Source organism: Rhodococcoides corynebacterioides NBRC 14404 (genome assembly GCF_001894765.1).
Taxonomy (GTDB): Bacteria; Actinomycetota; Actinomycetes; order Mycobacteriales; family Mycobacteriaceae; genus Rhodococcoides; species Rhodococcoides corynebacterioides.
Map to the genome: position 1 here is coordinate 392815 of NZ_BCWV01000004.1, position 18779 is coordinate 411593.

Annotated in this window: 16 protein-coding genes and 1 tRNA gene; 11 read left to right on the forward strand and 6 right to left on the reverse strand. The window is 70.5% G+C overall.

The features are described from left to right. Positions 1 to 13: 13 nt before the first annotated feature. The 5 genes from RC2_RS11155 to RC2_RS11175 all read left to right on the forward strand — a co-directional run bounded on the left by RC2_RS11155 (position 14) and on the right by RC2_RS11175 (position 5755). Complete coding sequence (locus RC2_RS11155) at positions 14 to 1399, forward strand: PucR family transcriptional regulator (protein WP_082895424.1); 1386 nt, start codon at positions 14 to 16, stop codon at positions 1397 to 1399. A 128-nt stretch (positions 1400 to 1527) separates the two neighbouring features. Further along, positions 1528 to 2445, forward strand: a complete 918-nt coding sequence (locus tag RC2_RS11160) for an ACP S-malonyltransferase (protein ID WP_068147193.1) — start codon at positions 1528 to 1530, stop codon at positions 2443 to 2445. A gap of 174 nt (positions 2446 to 2619) precedes the next feature. Further along, positions 2620 to 2931: a meromycolate extension acyl carrier protein AcpM gene (gene acpM, locus RC2_RS11165; RefSeq protein ID WP_068100291.1), complete on the forward strand. Its 312-nt coding sequence runs from the start codon at positions 2620 to 2622 to the stop codon at positions 2929 to 2931. Between the two features lie 8 nt (positions 2932 to 2939). Beyond that, positions 2940 to 4190, forward strand: a complete 1251-nt coding sequence (locus tag RC2_RS11170; RefSeq protein ID WP_068147195.1) for a KasA/KasB family beta-ketoacyl-ACP synthase — start codon at positions 2940 to 2942, stop codon at positions 4188 to 4190. 131 nt (positions 4191 to 4321) lie between these two features. Further along, positions 4322 to 5755, forward strand: coding sequence for an acyl-CoA carboxylase subunit beta (locus RC2_RS11175; RefSeq protein ID WP_068146829.1), 1434 nt, complete (start codon positions 4322 to 4324; stop codon positions 5753 to 5755). 37 nt (positions 5756 to 5792) lie between these two features. On the opposite strand, the gene RC2_RS11180 is transcribed toward RC2_RS11175, so the two are convergent. Further along, positions 5793 to 6296, reverse strand: a complete 504-nt coding sequence (locus RC2_RS11180) for a DUF3145 domain-containing protein (RefSeq protein ID WP_068146832.1) — start codon at positions 6294 to 6296, stop codon at positions 5793 to 5795. 126 nt (positions 6297 to 6422) lie between these two features. After that, a complete protein-coding gene (locus RC2_RS11185) occupies positions 6423 to 7268 on the reverse strand; it encodes a serine hydrolase domain-containing protein (protein ID WP_245811077.1) in 846 nt (281 codons plus the stop codon). A gap of 75 nt (positions 7269 to 7343) precedes the next feature. On the opposite strand from RC2_RS11185, the gene RC2_RS11190 reads away from it, so the two are divergent. Next, complete coding sequence (locus tag RC2_RS11190; protein ID WP_068146836.1) at positions 7344 to 9494, forward strand: molybdopterin-dependent oxidoreductase; 2151 nt, start codon at positions 7344 to 7346, stop codon at positions 9492 to 9494. On the opposite strand, the gene RC2_RS11195 is transcribed toward RC2_RS11190, so the two are convergent. Further along, positions 9472 to 11313 (reverse strand): GGDEF and EAL domain-containing protein, encoded by a 1842-nt coding sequence (locus tag RC2_RS11195; RefSeq protein WP_068146837.1) that lies wholly within the window; start codon positions 11311 to 11313, stop codon positions 9472 to 9474. The two genes, RC2_RS11190 and RC2_RS11195, sit on opposite strands and share 23 nt — an antisense overlap. A 181-nt stretch (positions 11314 to 11494) precedes the next feature. Between RC2_RS11195 and RC2_RS11200 the strand changes: the two genes are divergently transcribed. From RC2_RS11200 to RC2_RS11215, 4 genes are read left to right on the forward strand one after another with little or no spacing between them, the layout of a single operon-like run. Beyond that, entirely contained in the window at positions 11495 to 11890 is a 396-nt protein-coding gene (locus RC2_RS11200; protein ID WP_068146840.1) for a PAS domain S-box protein, read from the forward strand. 50 nt (positions 11891 to 11940) lie between these two features. Further along, the gene (locus tag RC2_RS11205) at positions 11941 to 12696 is read left to right on the forward strand and encodes a hypothetical protein (protein WP_068147200.1); all 756 of its coding nucleotides are present in this window, start codon (positions 11941 to 11943) and stop codon (positions 12694 to 12696) included. Beyond that, positions 12693 to 14825, forward strand: a complete 2133-nt coding sequence (locus RC2_RS11210) for an Rv1355c family protein (RefSeq protein ID WP_068146843.1) — start codon at positions 12693 to 12695, stop codon at positions 14823 to 14825. The genes RC2_RS11205 and RC2_RS11210 overlap by 4 nt, the downstream gene beginning before the upstream one ends. A gap of 59 nt (positions 14826 to 14884) precedes the next feature. Next, on the forward strand, positions 14885 to 16753 hold the full coding sequence (locus tag RC2_RS11215) for a putative bifunctional diguanylate cyclase/phosphodiesterase (RefSeq protein WP_245811078.1): 1869 nt from the start codon (positions 14885 to 14887) through the stop codon (positions 16751 to 16753). A 7-nt stretch (positions 16754 to 16760) separates the two neighbouring features. Here the strand turns inward: RC2_RS11215 and RC2_RS11220 are convergent, their stop codons facing one another. After that, positions 16761 to 16943 carry a hypothetical protein gene (locus RC2_RS11220; RefSeq protein WP_139277341.1) on the reverse strand — a complete coding sequence of 61 codons (183 nt, stop codon included), beginning with the start codon at positions 16941 to 16943 and terminating at the stop codon, positions 16761 to 16763. Between the two features lie 94 nt (positions 16944 to 17037). On the opposite strand from RC2_RS11220, the gene RC2_RS11225 reads away from it, so the two are divergent. Continuing rightward, a tRNA-Ile gene (locus RC2_RS11225) sits at positions 17038 to 17111 on the forward strand. A 78-nt stretch (positions 17112 to 17189) separates the two neighbouring features. Here the strand turns inward: RC2_RS11225 and RC2_RS18660 are convergent. After that, positions 17190 to 17645: a hypothetical protein gene (locus RC2_RS18660; protein WP_139277342.1), complete on the reverse strand. Its 456-nt coding sequence runs from the start codon at positions 17643 to 17645 to the stop codon at positions 17190 to 17192. Between the two features lie 345 nt (positions 17646 to 17990). Then, positions 17991 to 18755, reverse strand: coding sequence for a DUF2510 domain-containing protein (locus RC2_RS11235; protein ID WP_068146851.1), 765 nt, complete (start codon positions 18753 to 18755; stop codon positions 17991 to 17993). Positions 18756 to 18779 lie beyond the last annotated feature (24 nt).

Consider the following 18779-nt stretch of genomic DNA (forward strand, 5'->3'; position numbering starts at 1 on the left):
GTAGGTTCGATCCATGACCGACGCCTCCCCCGCGCCCGACGCGCCCGCGTCCGGCGGGGACACCGAGTCGGCGCGGGACGCCGAGCGCATCCGGGAACGTCGTGAACTCCGCAGGGCCGCTGCCGAGGTGGGAACACCCGGCGCGGCCCTGCGGCGTGCTCGGCAGGAACGTGTGCCGCTGCCCGACGCCCTGTTGCGCCGGGTCAAGCAGTTCTCGTCCCGTCTGTCGACGGAGGCGTTGACGCAGATGGAGGGGCAGCTGCCCTTCGTGCGCGACCTGGATGCCTCGCAGCGGGCCAGTGTGCAGTTGCTGGTGCAGACGGCCGTCGTGAACTTCCTCGAATGGCTGCAGAATCCGGAGAGCGACATCCGGTTCAGCCTCGACGCGTTCCAGGTGATCCCGCAGGACCTGGCGCGGCGCCTGACCCTGCGTCAGACCGTCGACATGGTCCGCGTGGCCATGGAGTTCTTCGAGCAGTGGCTGCCGGCGCTGGCCCGAAACGACGAGCAGTTGGTGGCGCTCACCGAGGCGGTGCTCCGGTACGGGCGTGAGCTGGGTTTCGCGGCGGCGTCGGTGTACGCGAGCGCGGCGGAGTCCCGCGGTGCCTGGGACACACGCCTCGAGGCGCTCGTGGTCGACGCCGTGGTGCGGGGGGACACCGGGTCGGACATGCTCTCGCGCGCGGCGACGCTCAACTGGGACGCGACGGCCCCGGCCACGGTGCTGGTGGGGTCGCCTCCGCCCGATCAGGGCGTGTCGGTGGTCGGCACCGTGCACGCGGTGGCCAGCCGCCACGGCCGCGCGGCCCTGGCGGTGGTGCAGGGCACGCGGTTGGTGATGGTGGTGAGCGGCTCGATGTCGGGTGACGCCGCCTCGGCGGCGTTCCTGGACGATCTGATGGCGAACTTCTCGACCGATCCGGTGGTGGTCGGTCCGACCACGCGCACGCTGGGCGCCGCGCATTCGAGTGCAGTGGAAGCGTTCGCCGGCATGCAGGCGGTGGTCGGCTGGCGCGGTGCGCCTCGGCCGGTGCACGCGGGCGAGTTGTTGCCGGAACGAGCGTTGCTGGGTGATCCGGCGGCGGTCGCCACGCTGAACGACGTGATCGTGACCCCGCTCGCGGCGGCGGGCGGCGGCCTGTCGGACACGCTCGACGCCTACCTCGACTGCGGTGGCGCGGTCGAGACTTGTGCAAGATCACTGTTTGTTCATCCAAATACTGTCCGCTACCGACTGAAGCGCATCGCCGACGTCACCGGCCGCGACCCCACCAACGCACGGGACGCGTACGTGCTTCGTGTCGCTGCAACAGTGGGAAGACTGGCGCAATCGCATAACGAAAGTCCATCACCGATAACAAGCGTCACAGCGGGAACATTTGGAAACCTCATACGGTAACGAATCTTGCGCTCCGAGCGATGCGACGCTCTCTGCAGGGGGTTTGTAGGGTTCCGACAAATGGAGGCGAGAAGGTTCATCGCGGACGACATCTCCTCGAGAGGGCCTCACAGTGTTCTCTTATGTCCGTGATTGCGTTGCTCTCGCCCGGACAGGGCTCTCAGAAACCCGGCATGCTGACGCCGTGGCTCGAACTCCCCGGAGCCGCCGACCGTCTCGCCGTGTGGTCGCAGGCTTCCGGACTCGACCTCGTTCGCCTCGGCACCACCGCCGGCGCGGACGAGATCACCGACACCGCGGTGACCCAGCCGCTGGTCGTCGCGGCAGCCCTGCTCGCGTTCGAGGAGTTCGATCGCACCCACGGCCTCCCCGAGAACCTGGTCGTCGCCGGCCATTCGGTCGGTGAGCTCGCCGCAGCGGCCGTCGCCGGTGTCATCACCGCCGACGAGGCCGTGCGCCTGGCGGCCGTCCGCGGCGCGGCGATGGCCGAGGCGTGCGCGCAGGCCCCGACCGGCATGTCCGCCGTGCTGGGCGGTGACGAGGACGCCGTGCTCGAGCGCCTCACCGAGCTGGGTCTCGAGGCCGCCAACAGGAACGCCGCCGGCCAGATCGTCGCGGCCGGCCTGCTGACCGGTCTCGCCGAACTCGCCGAGAATCCGCCCGAGAAGGCCCGGATCCGTCCGCTCCCCGTGGCCGGCGCCTTCCACACCCGCTTCATGGCTCCCGCGCGCGACGCCGTCGACACCGCCGCTGCCTCGATCCGACCGGCCGACCCCACTCGTCGGCTGCTGTCGAACTTCGACGGTCGCGAGGTCACCACCGGCGCCGAGGTTCTCGCCAAGCTCGCCGCGCAGGTCACCCGGCCCGTCCGGTGGGATCTGTGCACGGCGTCCCTGAAGGCGGCCGAGGTGTCCCACCTGGTCGAACTCCCGCCCGCGGGCACCCTGGTCGGCATCGCCAAGCGCGAAATGCGCGGCACGCCCGCCACGGCTCTCCAGACTCCGGAGGACATCTCCGGCCTCACCCTGCCGGTCTCGGTCGGCTAGGTTACTGCGCGCGGCGAACCCTGCCGCGCGTCCCGGTTCGCCGGGGCCCACCCGGTCGACGTCCGTCGGCCGGAACCCGGTCGGCACGCGCCGCCGGGACGAGATCTGCTTCCGATCGGTCGTCCGCGGCCGATCGGGGAACGACGCAGTCACAACCAGAAGGGAGCCACCTACGTGGCCACGCAGGAAGAACTCATCGCCGGACTCGCCGAGATCATCGAAGAGGTCACCGGCATCGAGCCGTCCGAGGTGACCGTCGAGAAGTCCTTCGTCGACGACCTGGACATCGACTCGCTGTCGATGGTCGAGATCGCCGTCCAGACCGAGGACAAGTACGGCGTCAAGATCCCGGACGAGGACCTCGCGAGTCTGCGCACCGTCGGTGACGCCGTGTCCTACATCCAGAAGCTCGAGTCCGAGAACCCCGAGGCGGCCGAGGCCATCAAGGCGAAGTTCGAGGGCCAGAGCGGCACCGCAGGCGAGTGAGCCAGGCCGTGACCACGCCCAACACAGCCAACGGGGGCTTCCGCAACGTCGTCGTGACCTCGCTCGCGGCCACCACCTCGATCGCCGGTGACGTCGACGCCACGTGGAAGGGTCTGCTGAACGGCGAGAGCGGTATCGACGTACTCGAGGACGACTTCGTCACCGAGTACGATCTTCCGGTTCGCATCGGCGGTCACCTCGCCGTGAACCCGTCGTCGCTGCTGTCCCGAGTGGAACAGCGACGGATGAGCTACGTCGAGCAGATGGCGTTCGTTCTGGGCAAGGAAGTCTGGAAGAACGCCGGCAGCCCCGAGGTCGATCCGGAGCGCCTCGGCGTCTCGATCGGCACCGGTCTCGGTGGCGGCGACGCACTGCTCGATGCGGACAAGAAGATGCGCGAGGGCGGGTACCGCAAGGTGTCTCCGCTCTCGGTCCAGATGATCATGCCCAACGGCCCGTCGGCCGTCGTCGGACTCGAACTCGGCGCCCGCGCCGGGGTGATCACGCCCGTGTCGGCGTGCTCGTCGGGATCCGAGGCCATCGCACACGCGTGGCGCATGATCGTCATGGGCGATGCCGACGTCGTGGTCACGGGTGGAGTCGAAGGACACATCGACGCGGTGCCGATCGCGAGCTTCTCGATGATGCGTGCGATGAGCACGCGCAACGACGATCCGAAGGCCGCCTCGCGTCCGTTCGACGTCGATCGGGACGGCTTCGTGTTCGGTGAGGCCGGCGCGCTCATGGTCATCGAGTCCGAGGAGCACGCCAAGGCTCGAGGCGCGACCATCCACGCGCGACTGCTCGGTGCCGGAATCACGTCGGACGGCTACCACCTGGTGGCCCCCGATCCGGCCGGTACCGGAGCGGCGCGTGCGATGCGTCGCGCCATCGAGACCGCGGGCCTCACCGCGACGGACATCACGCACGTGAACGCCCACGCCACGGCCACCCCCATCGGGGACACGGCCGAGGCGGCGGCGATCGGTGCCGCCGTCGGCAAGCACGCGTCGGTGTACGCGCCGAAGTCGGCGCTGGGCCACTCGATCGGCGCCGTCGGCGCCCTCGAAGCGGTCCTCACCGTCCTCAGCGTCCGGGACGGCATCGTTCCGCCGACGCTGAACCTGGACAACCAGGATCCGGAGATCGATCTCGACGTCGTCAAGGGCGAAGCCCGTCGCGGCGAGATCGGGTACGCGCTGAACAACTCGTTCGGCTTCGGAGGGCACAACGTCGCCCTCGCCATCGGTCGAGCCTGACCGACGGCGAGAGCAGCTCGACCCCCGGGTGGGGGCGGGGCGCACGGTGAGCGATCACCGTCGCGCTCCGCCCCGACCCACCACTCCCGGCCCGGATCGCCACGCGGACCGACGGCAGAAGGAGAAGTTCCGTGACCGTTCTCGCTCCCCACGCGCGCGGCGCGGCCGACGTCGATCCCCGCGATCCGCTGGCCCGTCTCGAACGACTCTTCGACTCCGCCTCCATCGCGCTCCTGCACCCCCGTGACCGATCCGGGGTCGTGGCCGCGCGCGGTGAGATCGACGGAGTCCCCACCATCGCCTACTGCTCCGACGCCACCGTCATGGGCGGCGCCATGGGTGTGGACGGCTGCAAGCACATCGTCTCGGCCATCGACACCGCACTCGACGAGAACGCGCCGATCGTCGGCATCTGGCATTCCGGCGGAGCCCGCCTCGCCGAGGGCGTCGAGGCGCTCCACGCCGTCGGTCTCGTCTTCGAGGCCATGGTGCGCGCGTCGGGCCGCATCCCGCAGATCTCCGTCGTCCTCGGCTTCGCCGCCGGTGGCGCGGCGTACGGTCCGGCCCTGACGGACGTGGTCGTCATGGCCCCCGAGGGCCGCGTGTTCGTCACCGGTCCCGACGTGGTCCGCAGTGTCACCGGCGAACAGGTCGACATGGCGTCGCTGGGCGGTCCCGACACCCACTACAAGAAGTCCGGCGTCTGCCACATCGTCGCCCGGGACGAACTGGACGCGCTGGCACGCGGCCGGCGCCTGGTCTCGATGTTCTGCGATCAGGGGACGTTCGATCTGGGTGCGGCCGAGCACGGCGACACCGACCTCCGCGCCCTGCTTCCGGACTCCAACCGCCGCGCGTACGACGTGCACCCGGTGATCCACGAACTGCTCGACAACGTCGAGGGCGAATCGTCGTTCGAGGAGTTCCAGGGTGGCTGGGCGCGCAGCATCGTGACCGGCCTCGGTCGCCTCGGCGGCCGCACCGTCGGTGTGATCGCCAACAACCCGATTCGACTCGGTGGCTGCCTCAACTCCGAGTCCGCGGAGAAGGCCGCACGGTTCGTCCGACTCTGCGATGCGTTCGGCATCCCGCTCGTCGTCGTCGTGGACGTGCCGGGATACCTCCCCGGCGTCAGCATGGAGTGGGAAGGCGTCGTCCGCCGCGGAGCGAAGCTGCTCCACGCGTTCGCCGAGGCCACGGTCCCCCGCGTCACGCTGGTCACCCGCAAGATCTACGGCGGCGCGTACATCGCGATGAACTCCCGCGCGCTGGGCGCCACCGCGGTGTACGCCTGGCCCGAGTCCGAGGTGGCCGTCATGGGCGCGAAGGCGGCCGTGGGCATCCTGCACAAGAAGGCCCTCGCCGCGGCACCCGAGCACGAGCGCGAGGCTCTGCACGATCGTCTGACGGCCGAGCACGAGGCCATCGCCGGCGGCGTCGATCGCGCGGTCGGCATCGGCGTGGTCGACGCGGTCATCGATCCCGGCACCACCCGCAGCACGCTCACCCGCGCCCTGGCCGAGGCCCCGGCGCGACGCGGGCGGCACAACAACATCCCGCTGTAGCGGCCCGCCGGGGGTCGCCCCGACGGGTCGAGCCGGGTCAGCTCGCGAGCCAGGTCACCTCGGCGCCGGTGCCGCCCAGCCGGAACTGCTCGAGCTCGTCGTCCCAGGCCGTGCCGAGGGCGTGATCGAGGTCGGCGGCGAGGTCCGCGCCACCGCCGGCGAGGATCGCCTTGAGGCGCTGCTCCCCCACGACTACGTCGCCGTTCGCGGCGGTGATGCCGTGCCACAGGCCGAGTCCGGGGACGTGCGCGAAGCGTTCGCCGTCGACGCCCTCACTGGGGTCCTCGGTGACCTCGAAGCGCAGCATGCGCCACGAGCGCAGGACCGCGGCCAGGCGCGAGCCGGTGCCGACGGGCCCCACCCACTCGGTGGTGGCCCGCAGCTGACCGGACTGCGCGGGCTGCGCGGTCCACTTCAGGTTGGCGCGCGCGTCCAGCGCGTCCGACAGTGCCCATTCCACATGCGGGCACAGCGCAGCCGGAGACGAGTGGATCCAGACCACACCCGTCGTCGCGTCCGCGAACTGATTTCGTGCGTTCACCGTTGCCTCCAGCCTCGACGAGGGACGTCTTCCCCAACGGCCCGACGAGTCGACTGCGCAATGGCTGCATACCAGTGTGCCTCGAGTTACCGCTGTTACACCAGTCGTCCGGAGTGTCGCGGCAGATCAGTCGGCGAGTCGGCGCAGAACCCGGTCCGAGAGCTCGGTCCACACCGGCTTGGCCCAGTCCCCGAACGCGCGGTCGGCGAGCACGACCACGGCCAGGTCCGCATCCGGATCGACCCAGCAGAAGGTGCCCGCCTGGCCGAAGTGCCCGACGGTGCGCGGGGAGTTGCCGGTCCCGGTCCAGTGCGGCGACTTGCCGTCGCGGATCTCGAAGCCGAGGCCCCAGTCGTTCGGTCGCTGCGATCCGTAGCCCGGCAGAATCCCGGCCAGGCCGGGGAACTGCACGCCGGTGGCGTCCCGCACCGTCTCGGGCGCGAGCAGGGTCGGCACGAGCAGTTCGGCCGCGAACGCGGTCATGTCCGCCGCGCTCGACCGCGCGCCGTGCCCCGCGGACCCGACCAACACGGTCGCCGTCATCCCCAACGGCGCGAGCACCGCGTCCGTCAGGTACTCCGGGAAGTCGATGCCCGTGCGTGCGGTGACGTGCTCGGCCAGCAGCTCGAAGCCGGCGCTGGAGTAGATGCGCTTCTCCCCCGGCTCGGCGCTCGGCGTCCGGTCGTCGAACCCGACGCCCGACGCATGCGCCAACAGGTGCCGGACGGTCGACCCGGGCGGCCCGGCGGGCTCGTCGAGGGCGATGGCTTCCTCCTCCACCGCGACGAGGGCGGCGTAGGCGACGAGCAGTTTGGTGACCGAGGCCAGTTCCTGCACGCGGTCCGCATCGCCGTGGCGGGCGAGCACCCGGACACCGTCGTCGGAGCGTCGCAACACGGCCGCGGAGACGGCCGGGACGGGCCAGTCGCCCAGGGGTGCCAGCAGGTCGTCGTCACCGTCGTGAGGAGTCACGAGGCGAACTTAGCCGACGGGCCGGTCCGCCCGTCGGGGCGTGCGGACAGCGTCGGCGGACTAGCGTCGTGGTTCATGACGACCGACGCCGCCGGCACGCGCACCGCGTACGGCACCTGCGCCCTGTGCGAAGCCATGTGCGGACTGGAGTACACGGTGGGACCGACGGGGGTCGAGTCCGTTCGGGGCGACAAGAAGGACCCGCTCTCGCGCGGTCACCTCTGCCCGAAGGCCACCGCGCTGGTCGACATCGCGAACGATCCGGACCGGCTGCGCCGACCCGTCCGTCGCACCGCGGACGGCTGGGCGGAGATGGAGTGGGACGAGGCGATCGACCTCGTGGCGCGACGGCTCTCGGAGATCAGGGACACCCACGGCCGCAACGCCGTCGGCGTCTACGTCGGCAATCCGAACGTGCACAGCCTCGGCGCCCTGACGCACGGTGTCCCGTTCCTGTCGATGCTGCGCACCCGCAACCGCTACTCGGCGACGTCGTTGGACCAGCTGCCCCATCAGCTGACCAACATGCTGCTGTTCGGTCATCAACTGCGGCAGCCGATCACCGACATCGACCACACGCAGTTCTTCCTCGTCCTCGGCGCCAATCCGATGGCCTCGAACGGCTCGATGATGACCGTGCCCGATATCGGGCGCCGGGTGAAGGACCTGCAGGCCCGCGGCGGTCGGATGGTGGTCGTCGATCCGCGGCGGACCGAGACCGCGGCCGTCGCGGACGAGCACGTCTTCGTCCGGCCCGGCTCGGACGCCTTCCTGCTGCTGTCGATGATCCACGTGATCCTGGGCGACGGTGCGGAACGTCCCGCGGACTACGTCGACGGTGTGGCCGAGGTGCGCGCTGCGGTCGCGGACTTCACCCCGGACGCGGTCGCCGAGGTGACGGGGGTGCCCGCGGAGACCGTCCGTCGACTGGCCCGCGAGCTCGCCGCGGCCGAGTCCGCCGCGGTGTACGGCCGGATGGGGGTGTCGACGCAGCAGTTCGGCACGGTGTGTCAGTGGGCGATCCACGTCCTCGACATCCTCACCGGCAACCTCGACCGCGTCGGCGGCAAGCTGTTCACCGAGCCTGCGGTCGACCTGGTGCGTCAGAAGATCACGGGCAAGGGTCATTTCGATCTCTGGCGCAGCCGGGTCCGCGACCTCCCGGAGTTCTCGGGTGAGTTGCCGACGTCGACGTTGGTGGACGAGATGACCGTCGACGGTCCGGATCGGATTCGCGCCATGGTGGTCGCTTCGGGCAATCCCGTCCTGTCCGCGCCCGGGGGACGACGCCTCGACGACGCGTTCGCCGATCTCGACTTCATGGTGTCCTTCGACATCTACGTCAACGAGACCTCCCGCCATGCCGACGTGATCCTGCCGTCCACCACCGCCCTCGAACGCGACCACTACGACCTGATCTTCTCCTCGTTCGCCGTGCGGAACGTCGCCAAGTTCTCCCCCGCCGTCCTCCCGAAACCCGACGGGACGCGCCACGATTGGGAGGTGTTCCGTGACCTGGCGCTGCGCTACGCCGCACTGCGTCGCCGGACCCCGCGCGAGCGCCTCACGCGGGCATCGCTGGTGCGCGAGGTGCGTTTTCGTCTGTCCCCGGCGCGCAGTCTCGACGTCCTGCTGCGCCGTGGGCGCCGTGGGCTGTCGCTGCGCGCGCTGCGCCGGGCGCCCCACGGGGTCGACCTCGGCCCGCTCCGGCCGCGTCTGCCCGACGCCCTGCTGACCCCGAATCGCCGCATCGACCTCGCCCAGCCGCTGGTGCTGGACGACGTCGCACGGGTCCGGGCCGCGCTGACCGGCACCCCCGTGGCCGACGGCGGACTCACCCTCGTCGGGCGACGACACCTGCGCAGCAACAACTCCTGGATGCACAACGCGCCACGCCTGGTGAAGGGCAAGCCACGCCATGCGCTGCTGATGCACCCGGACGATCTCGCGCCGCGACAGCTCGCGGACGGCGACACCGTCGAGGTGCGCTCGGACGCCGGGTCGGTCCGCACCGTCGTGGCCGCGTCGGAGGACGTCATGCGCGGCGTCGTGAGCATGCCCCACGGGTTCGGTCACGAACGCGACGGCGTCCGACTCTCCGTGGCGCGCACCGTGATCGGGCCCAGCGTGAACGATCTGACCGACCCGGATCGGATCGAGTCCGTGGCCGGCAACGCCGTGCTCAACGGCGTTCCGGTCACCGTCACCCGCGCCGCGGAGCGGTAGTCGGCGGGTCGACCGCGCGCGTCGTGGCGCAAAGTGCGTCGTCGGACCACGGACCGACGGCCGCACCGCGGGCCGGGCCGTAGCCGAGCTCGAGCAGCGTGCGCACCGCCTCGGGCGTGTCGACGCCCGTCGCGACCGCGTCCAGGGACATCTCCTGCGCGACCGTCGCCAGGGCCGCCAGCACCGCGCGATCCCCCGCGTCGCCGGCGGCGTCGCGGACGAAACGGGCGTCGACGGTGAGCACGTCGAGGGGCAGCCTCTTGACGTGGAGCAGGGAGCCGAACCCACTGCCGACGTCGTCGAGCGCGATGCGGACGCCCGATTCGCGCACCGCGGCGAGAGCGTCGGCGGTCCGGGTCACGGAGTCGACCACGCCCACCTCGGAGACACCGACGCAGAGCAGTCGAGGATCGACACCGCACCGATCCAGGGCGGCGGCGACCGCGTCGGGAAACGCGGCGGAGGTCACGAATCCCGGCGACAACGTCACGTGCACGCGGAGATCCGACCGTCCCGTGCGGCGGAGCCGCTCCGCGTGGGCGCGGCAGGTCTGCTCCACGATCCACCGGCCCAGTTCGGGCGCGAGATTGGACATGTCGGCCACCGGCACGAAGTCCGCGGGCCCGAGCAGTCCCCGCGTGGGGTGCGGCCAGCGCACCGACGACTCCACCGCCGTCAGGCGACCGGTTCGGAGATCGACCTCGGGACGATGGTGCAGCACCAGCGAGTCGGTCGCGACGGCGTCAACCAGGCTCAGTTCGAGACCGTTGCGGGAGAGCACCTCGTCGGCGGTACCCCCGGCGTACTCGACCACCGCGTTGCCCCCCGACGCCTTGGCGCGCAGGGCCGCCCGATCCGCCCGACGAAGCAGCTCGTAGGGGTTCTCCGCGCCCACGCTGACCCCGATGCTCGCGGTCCGCGTCACTCGGTCCTCCCCGATGGACATCGGCTCGGCGATCGTGCGCCGCACCTGCTCGCCCAGAGCGACGCCGTCGGCCGCCGTCGCCACGTCGCCGACGACGAGGACGAACTCGTCGCCGCCGAGCCGAGCGATGGCGGCGCTCGGCAGGCGGTGGGTGAGTCGGTCGGCGACGGTCCGGAGGAACCGGTCGCCGATCCCCTGTCCCAGGAAGTCGTTCAACGCGGACAGCCGATCCACGTCGGCGAAGAGGACGGCGATCGGCTCGTCGCCGCGCAGGCGCGTGCGCAGTTCCTCGGACAGGCCGCGGCGCGCGAGCAGACCGGTCAGCTCGTCGTGCAGCGCATGACGTCGCAATTCGTTCTCGGCGGCGACGCGCCGATGGACCTGGGCGAGCATCGCGCCGACGGCCGTGACGGCGTCGATCTCCTCGGTGCTCCACACCCGGTCCCGGAACGAGACGAACCCGAGCACGCCGAGCGTGCGTCCCTCACCGACGAGCGGCACCGAGACCATCGTGGTCGACGGCTCCCCCGAGCCGGTGGTCACCCGCTCCCGGTAGGGACGCGGCTGATCGCTGGGGCGGTAGATCATGACGGTGGTCTGGTCGCGCGTGGACGCGAAGACCGGATCGGCATCGCGGAAGGGGACGACGCCGAGCGGGTCCGGATCCGGAATCGACGGTCGCGGCGGCCATTCCGCCACCAGGACGGAGACGTCGAGATCGTGATCGTTGTGACGGAGGAAGCAGGTGTCGGTGCCGAAATCGGTGCTCAGGTCACGCAGCAGCGTGGTGTAGACCCGTTCGACGTTACGGGCATCCGCGTCGATCAGGCCGGTGGCCAACTCGACGACGAGCGCGTCCAACGGACGGCGGCGCGATACCTGGTCGTCGCCCATGAAATGTCACCGAATCCTCCCCGGCTCACCACACCCCGCGAGACACTGATCAGCCCGTACACCGAGCGACACTCCGAACCTGTCACACCGTCTGTGACACCCGACAATAGCGTGCCGTCGGTCCGATCCGGAGACGTCCGCCGTCCCCGCGCATCGTATCCGGCTGTGCCACCATCGAGCCATGTCCGCTACTCCACCTACCGGTTCCGAGGGCGACGCACCGACCGACGGCGGGGGTCTGCCGTCGCTGTACTACGGCATCGCCCGCTCCGACGACGCCACGACGGTGCACGACGAGTCCGGCGCCCTCACCTTCTTCAACGCCGCGTGCTCGCGGTTGCTGGGGTACGACGCCGACGAGCTCGCCTCGCTCACCGGTGACGGCATCGTGCATCCGGACGACGCGGCGCTCCTCGCCGACGCCACCGACCGCGCGACCCTCTCGCCCGGCGGGGCGGCGGACACGCAACTGCGGCTGGTGCGCAAGGACGGTTCCGACGTTCTGGTCCACCTCGGCCTGTCCCGGGTCGAGGTCTCCGGCCGTCGCTACCTCGTCGTCGAGTCCGTGCCGGCCTGACGGCCGCGCCCGCCGTGGTGTCGACGCTCGACGCGTGTCCCGAGCTGTGCGTGGCCCCCGCACCGCGGTCCGATCGGCCGTTCGGCTACTACGTCGACCGAGTCTTCCGCTACGCGGTGACGGTCGGGACCCCCCGGTCCGACCCCGCCCTCTGGCGCCGCTTCCTCGACGGCGCGCGCGCGAGCTACGCCCGGCACGGCGTCGACGCGGCGCTGGAGTTCGACCGCATCGCGGACGGCCGATCGACGACCCTGTTCTTCTGCGCGCTGGACGACGCCGGCCATCCGGTCGCCGGCGCCCGGGTGCAGGGTCCGTACGAGCGGCCCGATCAGACCCACGCCGACCGGGAGTGGATTCCCCGCCCGGCGGGTCGGGCCGCGCTGCGCGACCTGGTCGCCGCCCGGCTCGCGGACGGGGTGGTCGAACTCAAGACCGGCTGGGTGGACCCGGCCGTTCCCCGTGATCGACGCCTGGCCGACATGATCGGATTCTCCGGACCGCTCGCCGGAGAGGTCCTGGGTGTCCGCCACACCCTGGTGACCGCGGGCGACCACGCGCTCGGTCTGTGGGAGCGGGCGGGCGCCGTTCTCGTCGACGAGGTTCCCGCCACGCCCTACCCCGATGCTCGGTACCGCACCCGCGCCCTCTTCTGGGATCGGACGACGTACACCGACCGGGCGCTGCCCGATCATGCTCGCCGGATCGAGGTGGCGGCCGATCACGTACGCCGCACCGCCCTGCGCGCCCCCGATCGTGCCCGCGCCGCAGCCACGGCACACTCCCCAGCCGGACAGAGGACCCCATGACCGACGCCACCGCCACCGTCCTGGACCCGCGCGATCCCGACGACCTGCGCACCCTGCACCGTCTGCGGCGCAGTCCCGGCATCACCGTTCTCGACACCCTGAGCCGACAGCTCCGCACACTCGCCGAGGTGGTGCCGACGCCCGACAGGGCGGTGCTGGACGAGGCACCCCGGTGGGTCCACTACCCGTGGCGACACACTCTGGTCCACCTCCTGGGTCCCACCGGTTTTCGGCTGCTGCGGCTCGACCGCAACCGGAACAAGATCACGACGGCGGAACAGGACCGGCTGCGCCAGGTGCGCATCGGCGTCGTCGGCCTGTCCGTCGGGCACGCCGTCGCCCATACCCTCGCCCTGGAGGGTCTCTGCGGCACACTGCACCTCGCCGACTTCGACACCCTCGACCTGTCGAACCTCAACCGGATCCCCGCCGGGATCCTCGACCTCGGCGAACGCAAGACCGACGTCGCCGCCCGGCGCATCGCCGAACTCGACCCGTACCTCGACGTCCGGTGCCGGCCCGACGGCATCACGGCCGACTCGGTGGACGACTTCGTCGCCGGCGTCGATCTCGTCGTCGAGGAATGCGACTCCCTCGACGTCAAGGTCCTGATCCGCGAAGCCGCACGCCGACACCGTGTTCCGGTGATCATGGAGACCTCCGACCGTGGCCTCCTCGACGTCGAGCGGTTCGACCTCGAACCCGAGCGGCCGCTGTTCCACGGCGCGGCCGGGGTGGTCACCTCCGACCGAGTCGCCGGACTGAGCACGCACGACAAGGTTCCGTACGTCATGGCCATCCTCGGTGCCGATCAGGTGTCCGCGCGCTTCGCCGCGTCGATGGTCGAGGTCGACCGCACCGTGTCGACGTGGCCGCAGCTGGGCGGCGACGTCGCGCTCGGCGGCGCCACAGTCGCCGCGGCCGTGCGCCGATGGGCACGCGGCGACGCGCTGCCGTCGGGACGCGTGCGGATCGACGTCGACGGCGTCCTGGACGGGCTCGCCGAGCCGGCGAGGGGTCCGGCCGTCGATCGGACCGACGACGCGGTGAGCGGGGACGACGGGCAGGTGGACGACGCGGGGCAGGTGGACGACGCGGGGCCCGACCGCGCGGTGGACCGCATCGCCGGGTGGGCGCGCCGCGCGCCGTCGGGAGGCAACGTGCAGCCCTGGTTCGTCGAGACCGCCGACGAATCGCTGACGGTCACACTGGATCCGGATCGGACGTCGGGTCTCGACGTGCGGCGCCGGGGCAGCGCCGTCGCCGTCGGGGCCGCGCTGCTGAACGCACGGATCGCCGCGGCGCACGAGGGCTTCTCGACCACGGACACGGTGGTCGACCTCGGCGACGACGTCGTCCGAGCGGAGGTGACGTTCGGCGACGGCGCGGTGTGCCGCGAGGAGGCCGACCTGTTCCCGGCGATGTCGACCCGCGTCACCAATCGTCACCACGGCCGTCCGCAGGCAGTGGAGGCCACGACGGCGGCGGCACTGCGCGGCGCCGCGGAGGCGGAAGGGTGCCGCTGGGTGCTCACCGACGACCGGACCGTGCTCACGGAGATCGGCGAGATCCTCGCCGAGTCGGACCGAGTCCGGTACCTCACCCGGCATCTCCACGCGGAGATGATGTCGGAGCTGCGGTGGCCCGGAGACGCGGACCCGGACACGGGAATCGACGTCGCCACACTCGGGCTGGACCGAACCGATCTGGTGAAGTTGGACGTCGCCCGACGGCCGGAGGTCATGCGCCATCTCGCGGAGTGGGACACCGGAGCGGCTCTCGGGGACGACTCGCGGGACCGGCTGGCCGCCACATCGGCCGTCGGCCTGGTCCTCGTCGACGGAGACCGTCCCGTCGATTTCGTCCGCGGTGGGCGCGCCGTGCAGCGCGTCTGGATCACGGCGGAACGGCACGGCCTCGCCGTCCACCCGGTCTCGCCGGTATTCCTGTACGCCCGAACCGATTCGGAGTTCCGGGCGCTCTCCCCGCATCACGCCGAGCACCTCGCACGACTGCGAAGGGAACTGACGGGTCTGCTCGCCGTGGATCCGGCGACGTCGATCGCTCTGGTGGTGCGCCTGTCGCATGGGGCGGCCCCGGCGCCGAGAAGCCGTCGCAGACGGGTGTGAACAGGCCGTTCGCGGTATTGTCACGCCGGGACCGGAACGTTCCGATTCCCGAACGCGCCGTGGCGGATGCGTTCGCGGCGCGCGAGGAGGCATCGACGGTGGAGTTGTCGCCGAGCCTCGACGTTCTGGTCACTCGGGTCGCCACGCACCTCATCGGTGCGGACGCGCCCACGGCTCCGTCGGCCTACCGGGCCGGACTGCGCGACCTCCGTGACTGGTTCGGGGTCGACACCGTCTTCCTCCGCCACCACGACTCCCACCATCGCATCACCACGCTCGTCGCCGAATGGCCGCAGCGCGAACACGTTCCGGATCCGGACCCGCTCGGAGTCGTGGGGTTCGCCGATGCCGATCCGGTGTTCGCGGCCACCGAGCACCTGCAGGAACCGTTGGTGTTCCGGCCGGGGTCACCCGCGCGGGCCTACGCCGAGCGGGTCGAATCGGCGTCGGGCATGAGTTCGGTGTCGATGGTGGCCGTGCCGCTGCTGTCGGGTCCGGCCACCACCGGGGTTCTCGGGTTGGTGGCGGCGGGCGACCGCCAGTGGACCGAGGAGGAGCTCGGCGCACTCAAGGCCACCGCTTCCCTCTTCTCGCAGGTCCAGGCACGAGTGTCCGCCGAGGAACGTCTGCGATGGGCCGCGCGGCACGACGCGCTCACCGGCCTGCTGAACCGGCGGGGGATGACGGACGAGCTCTCCGCCCGGCTCGCGGACGGACGTCCCCGCTTCGCGGTGCTCTACTTCGACCTGGATCGCCTCGAAGCCCTCAACGACGTACTCGGTCACACCGCCGGCGACGAGTTCCTGCGCACCGTCGCCGAACGCCTGCGCCGGTTCACCGACGACGACTCCCTGCTGTGCCGCTGGGGCGGAGACGAATTCGTGCTGCTCCTCCCCGGTGCCTCGACCGAGGACGAGGCGTACGTCGAGGCGTGCAGCCTGCTGATGTCGGTGACCGCGCGGGTCGAACTCGCCGGTGACGTCGTCTCGCGCACCGCCAGCATCGGTGTGGCCGTCGCGCGACCCGGCATCGACACCGTCGATTCGGTCATCGCGGGTGCCGATCAGGCCGCGATCGCGGCGAAGAGCGCAGGCGGCAACGCCGTCTCGCTGTTCACCGACGAGATCCGCGAACGCACCGCCCTGCGCAACGACATCGAGCTGCACCTGCGCGCCGCTATCGAGAACGACGCCCTGCTGCTGCACTTCCAGCCCGAGATCGACCTCACCACTGGGCGCATCACGGCCGTCGAGGCGCTCGTGCGGTGGCTGCACCCGACGCGCGGCATGATTCCGCCCGCCGACTTCGTCGGCATCGCCGAGTCGGTCAACCTGGCGACCGAGCTCGGTCGATGGGTGTTGAACGAGGCGTGCCGGACCTACGCGTCGTGGCGGCAACGGCTGGGTGGGTCGACCATCACGCTGCGGGTGAACGTCTCCCCGGCCCAGTTGGTCTCGCGCGACTTCATCCGCGTCGTGGAGACCACCCTCGCCCGACACGCGATGTCCCCCGCGGACCTCTGCATCGAGATCACGGAGGTCGCCGTCGTCCACGACGTCACGCTCGCCGCTCGCGCGCTCGCTGCCGTGCGCGCGTTGGGGGTTCGCGTGGCCATCGACGACTTCGGCACCGGCTACAGCTCGCTCTCGCACCTCAAGACGTTGCCCGTCGACGCGGTGAAGATCGATCGGGAGTTCGTCGCCCACCTGGACACCGACGCCGACGACCGCGCCATCGTCGGCGCCGTCGTCACCCTCGCCAAGGCCTATCGACTCGACCTCATCGCCGAGGGCCTCGAAACCGTCGAGGCCCGCACGGCGCTGCTCGATCTCGGATGCACCCGCGCGCAGGGTTACCTCTACGCGCGCCCCGAGCCGGCGGAGACCGTCTACGACATGTTGCGCGTCGGCACCCTGACACCGTCCTGACGCGCGGTCACTCCCCTTCTGCCTGATCCGGCTGGTTGCCGGCGGCGTCGTCGAGCTCGGTCGGATCGGCGTCGGGATCGCGCGTCGAATCGTAGGGACGCTCGGAGGTGTGGGTCGGCTCGTCCGACACGGGAGACCCGGTGCCGTCCGTCCGGCCGTCGTTCTCGCTGTCGTTCCGGTGATCGCTCATGCCGGTCGCGTACCCCGGCATCACCGCGGGAACCGTGCTCGCCCGACCGGGTAACGTATGCCGCGCGCCGCGACGGGTCCGTCGGCGGCGTACCGGGGCGGTAGCTCAGTCGGTCAGAGCCGTGGACTCATAATCCATTGGTCGCGGGTTCGAGCCCCGCCCGCCCCACGTCAGGCCCGGTTCCATGGAACCGGGCCGTCGTATCTTCACCGCTTACTGTGGTAGCTGGTCCCACAGCTCGGATCTTCACGACGCCGCTCCCCTGACGTCGTCGACATCGACGCCGGCCAACGGTCCGCAGATGTCGCCGCGTGGCTCGAAGAGGAGAACCGTTACACCCGCGCGGGTGCAGGACTGGTTCGAAACCGAAAGTTCTACCGGGTCGCCGGGCCAGCACGCACGCCGACCGAACGAGAAGGTCGTGAGCTCGGCGCGTCGACGTGATTCGCCTACGCCGGCACCCTGCCCGACGACAAGCGCGGAGCCGTGCAGTTCTACACCGGCAACGGCTACGAAAACGTCGACGAACGACTGCGCGCCGGCACACCCATCGACGGCGCTCGAGTAGATCCTCTGATCGACGCTGCCTTCGCCGCGGCGACGACCGCGCCCACAGCGATCGCCGTCGGACTGCGCACACTCGCGGAGAGGGGTCGCGGCACGCGGCGGAAACGCTGAGTGGAAGTCGGTCGCCTTCCTCAACGGCGGGGTCTGACTGCGCCCTACTCCTGCCGTCTATCAATGTTCCTAGGGGATTCTCACTAGGGGATTCTTACCCCGAAGGAGGTCAGTGAATTTCATCGTAGCTACCGACGAATAGCTGTAGCCCTTCGTCGCCAAGCATCGAGAGTTCGATGCCGTACCGCTCGTTGGCGCTCACAACCTCCCTGTATGCGAGGTGCTTACCACGTCATTGGCGGTCACGGGCAATATGGTCGAGTCTGCTCTGCCGAACTTAAGGTCGCGATGGGCGGAAAGCATCCTCGGATACTGCTACCGGTAGCGGTGCGTTTGCCCCGCTACCGGGCACGGACGGAGGTCTGCGTCTCACCCCACCGATCCAGTCACGTCGATCATGTTCGCCGTGAACTTGGGGACCGTCGTGCTGCCGCCGATTTGGGTGTCGTAGGAGAACGACCCGTCGACGCTAACGAACATTGTCACGTAGTCGTCTTCGACCACGTTCGCGGCCACCACTGAGTCATACCCCTCAACCACCGAGTTGACGTCGTAGTCAAACTGGTAGTCCTGCGGCTGCGAAGCCGTGTTCGCGCGGAAGGTGTCGCTGCCGGTCGCGGCGTCGAACTGCGTGACGACTCCGTAGATCACGAACTTGCGCCCGATGTACCGGTCCGGCGTCTTCGCCAGGAGCGCGAACTCCCGAGCGTCGATCGGGGAATAGGCGCCACGATCCAGGCGCGCGGCTTCCTGGGCTGCCGCCGCTTCGGCTGCCGCCCGAGACCGTTCGGCTGCCGCAGACGCTTCGGCTGCGCTCGTCGTTCGAGGCGCTGCCGCGGCCGACCGCGGCGAGGAGCTCGACGACGATGACGATGACCGCGAGGTGGAGCGTTCATCGTCGGTACCGAAAGATGCCACGACACCCATCAGCACGAAGACTGCGATGACCCCGCCCAACCACTTCCAGTTGATCCCCTTCTGCACAGGGGGACGACCCGGCACCCCCGGCCCGGTGGGAGGAAGGTTCTTCGGCATCGGCCGTGTCTCGTTCGTCCATTGGCGGCCGTCCCACCACCGGAGATGCGGTGCGCCTTCGGGATCAGGGAACCACCCGGGCGCAGGAGTCTGCGTCATGGATAGAAATGGTGACAGACCAGG

Excerpts from the sequence above, each read along its gene's own strand:
- RC2_RS11220 (WP_139277341.1), bottom strand. The coding sequence starts at position 16,943 with ATGAGCGATCACCGGAACGACAGCGAGAACGACGGCCGGACGGACGGC.
- RC2_RS11155 (WP_082895424.1), top strand. The coding sequence starts at position 14 with ATGACCGACGCCTCCCCCGCGCCCGACGCGCCCGCGTCCGGCGGGGAC.
- RC2_RS11200 (WP_068146840.1), top strand. The coding sequence starts at position 11,495 with ATGTCCGCTACTCCACCTACCGGTTCCGAGGGCGACGCACCGACCGAC.
- RC2_RS11195 (WP_068146837.1), bottom strand. The coding sequence starts at position 11,313 with ATGGGCGACGACCAGGTATCGCGCCGCCGTCCGTTGGACGCGCTCGTC.
- RC2_RS11210 (WP_068146843.1), top strand. The coding sequence starts at position 12,693 with ATGACCGACGCCACCGCCACCGTCCTGGACCCGCGCGATCCCGACGAC.
- RC2_RS11190 (WP_068146836.1), top strand. The coding sequence starts at position 7,344 with ATGACGACCGACGCCGCCGGCACGCGCACCGCGTACGGCACCTGCGCC.
- RC2_RS11235 (WP_068146851.1), bottom strand. The coding sequence starts at position 18,755 with ATGACGCAGACTCCTGCGCCCGGGTGGTTCCCTGATCCCGAAGGCGCA.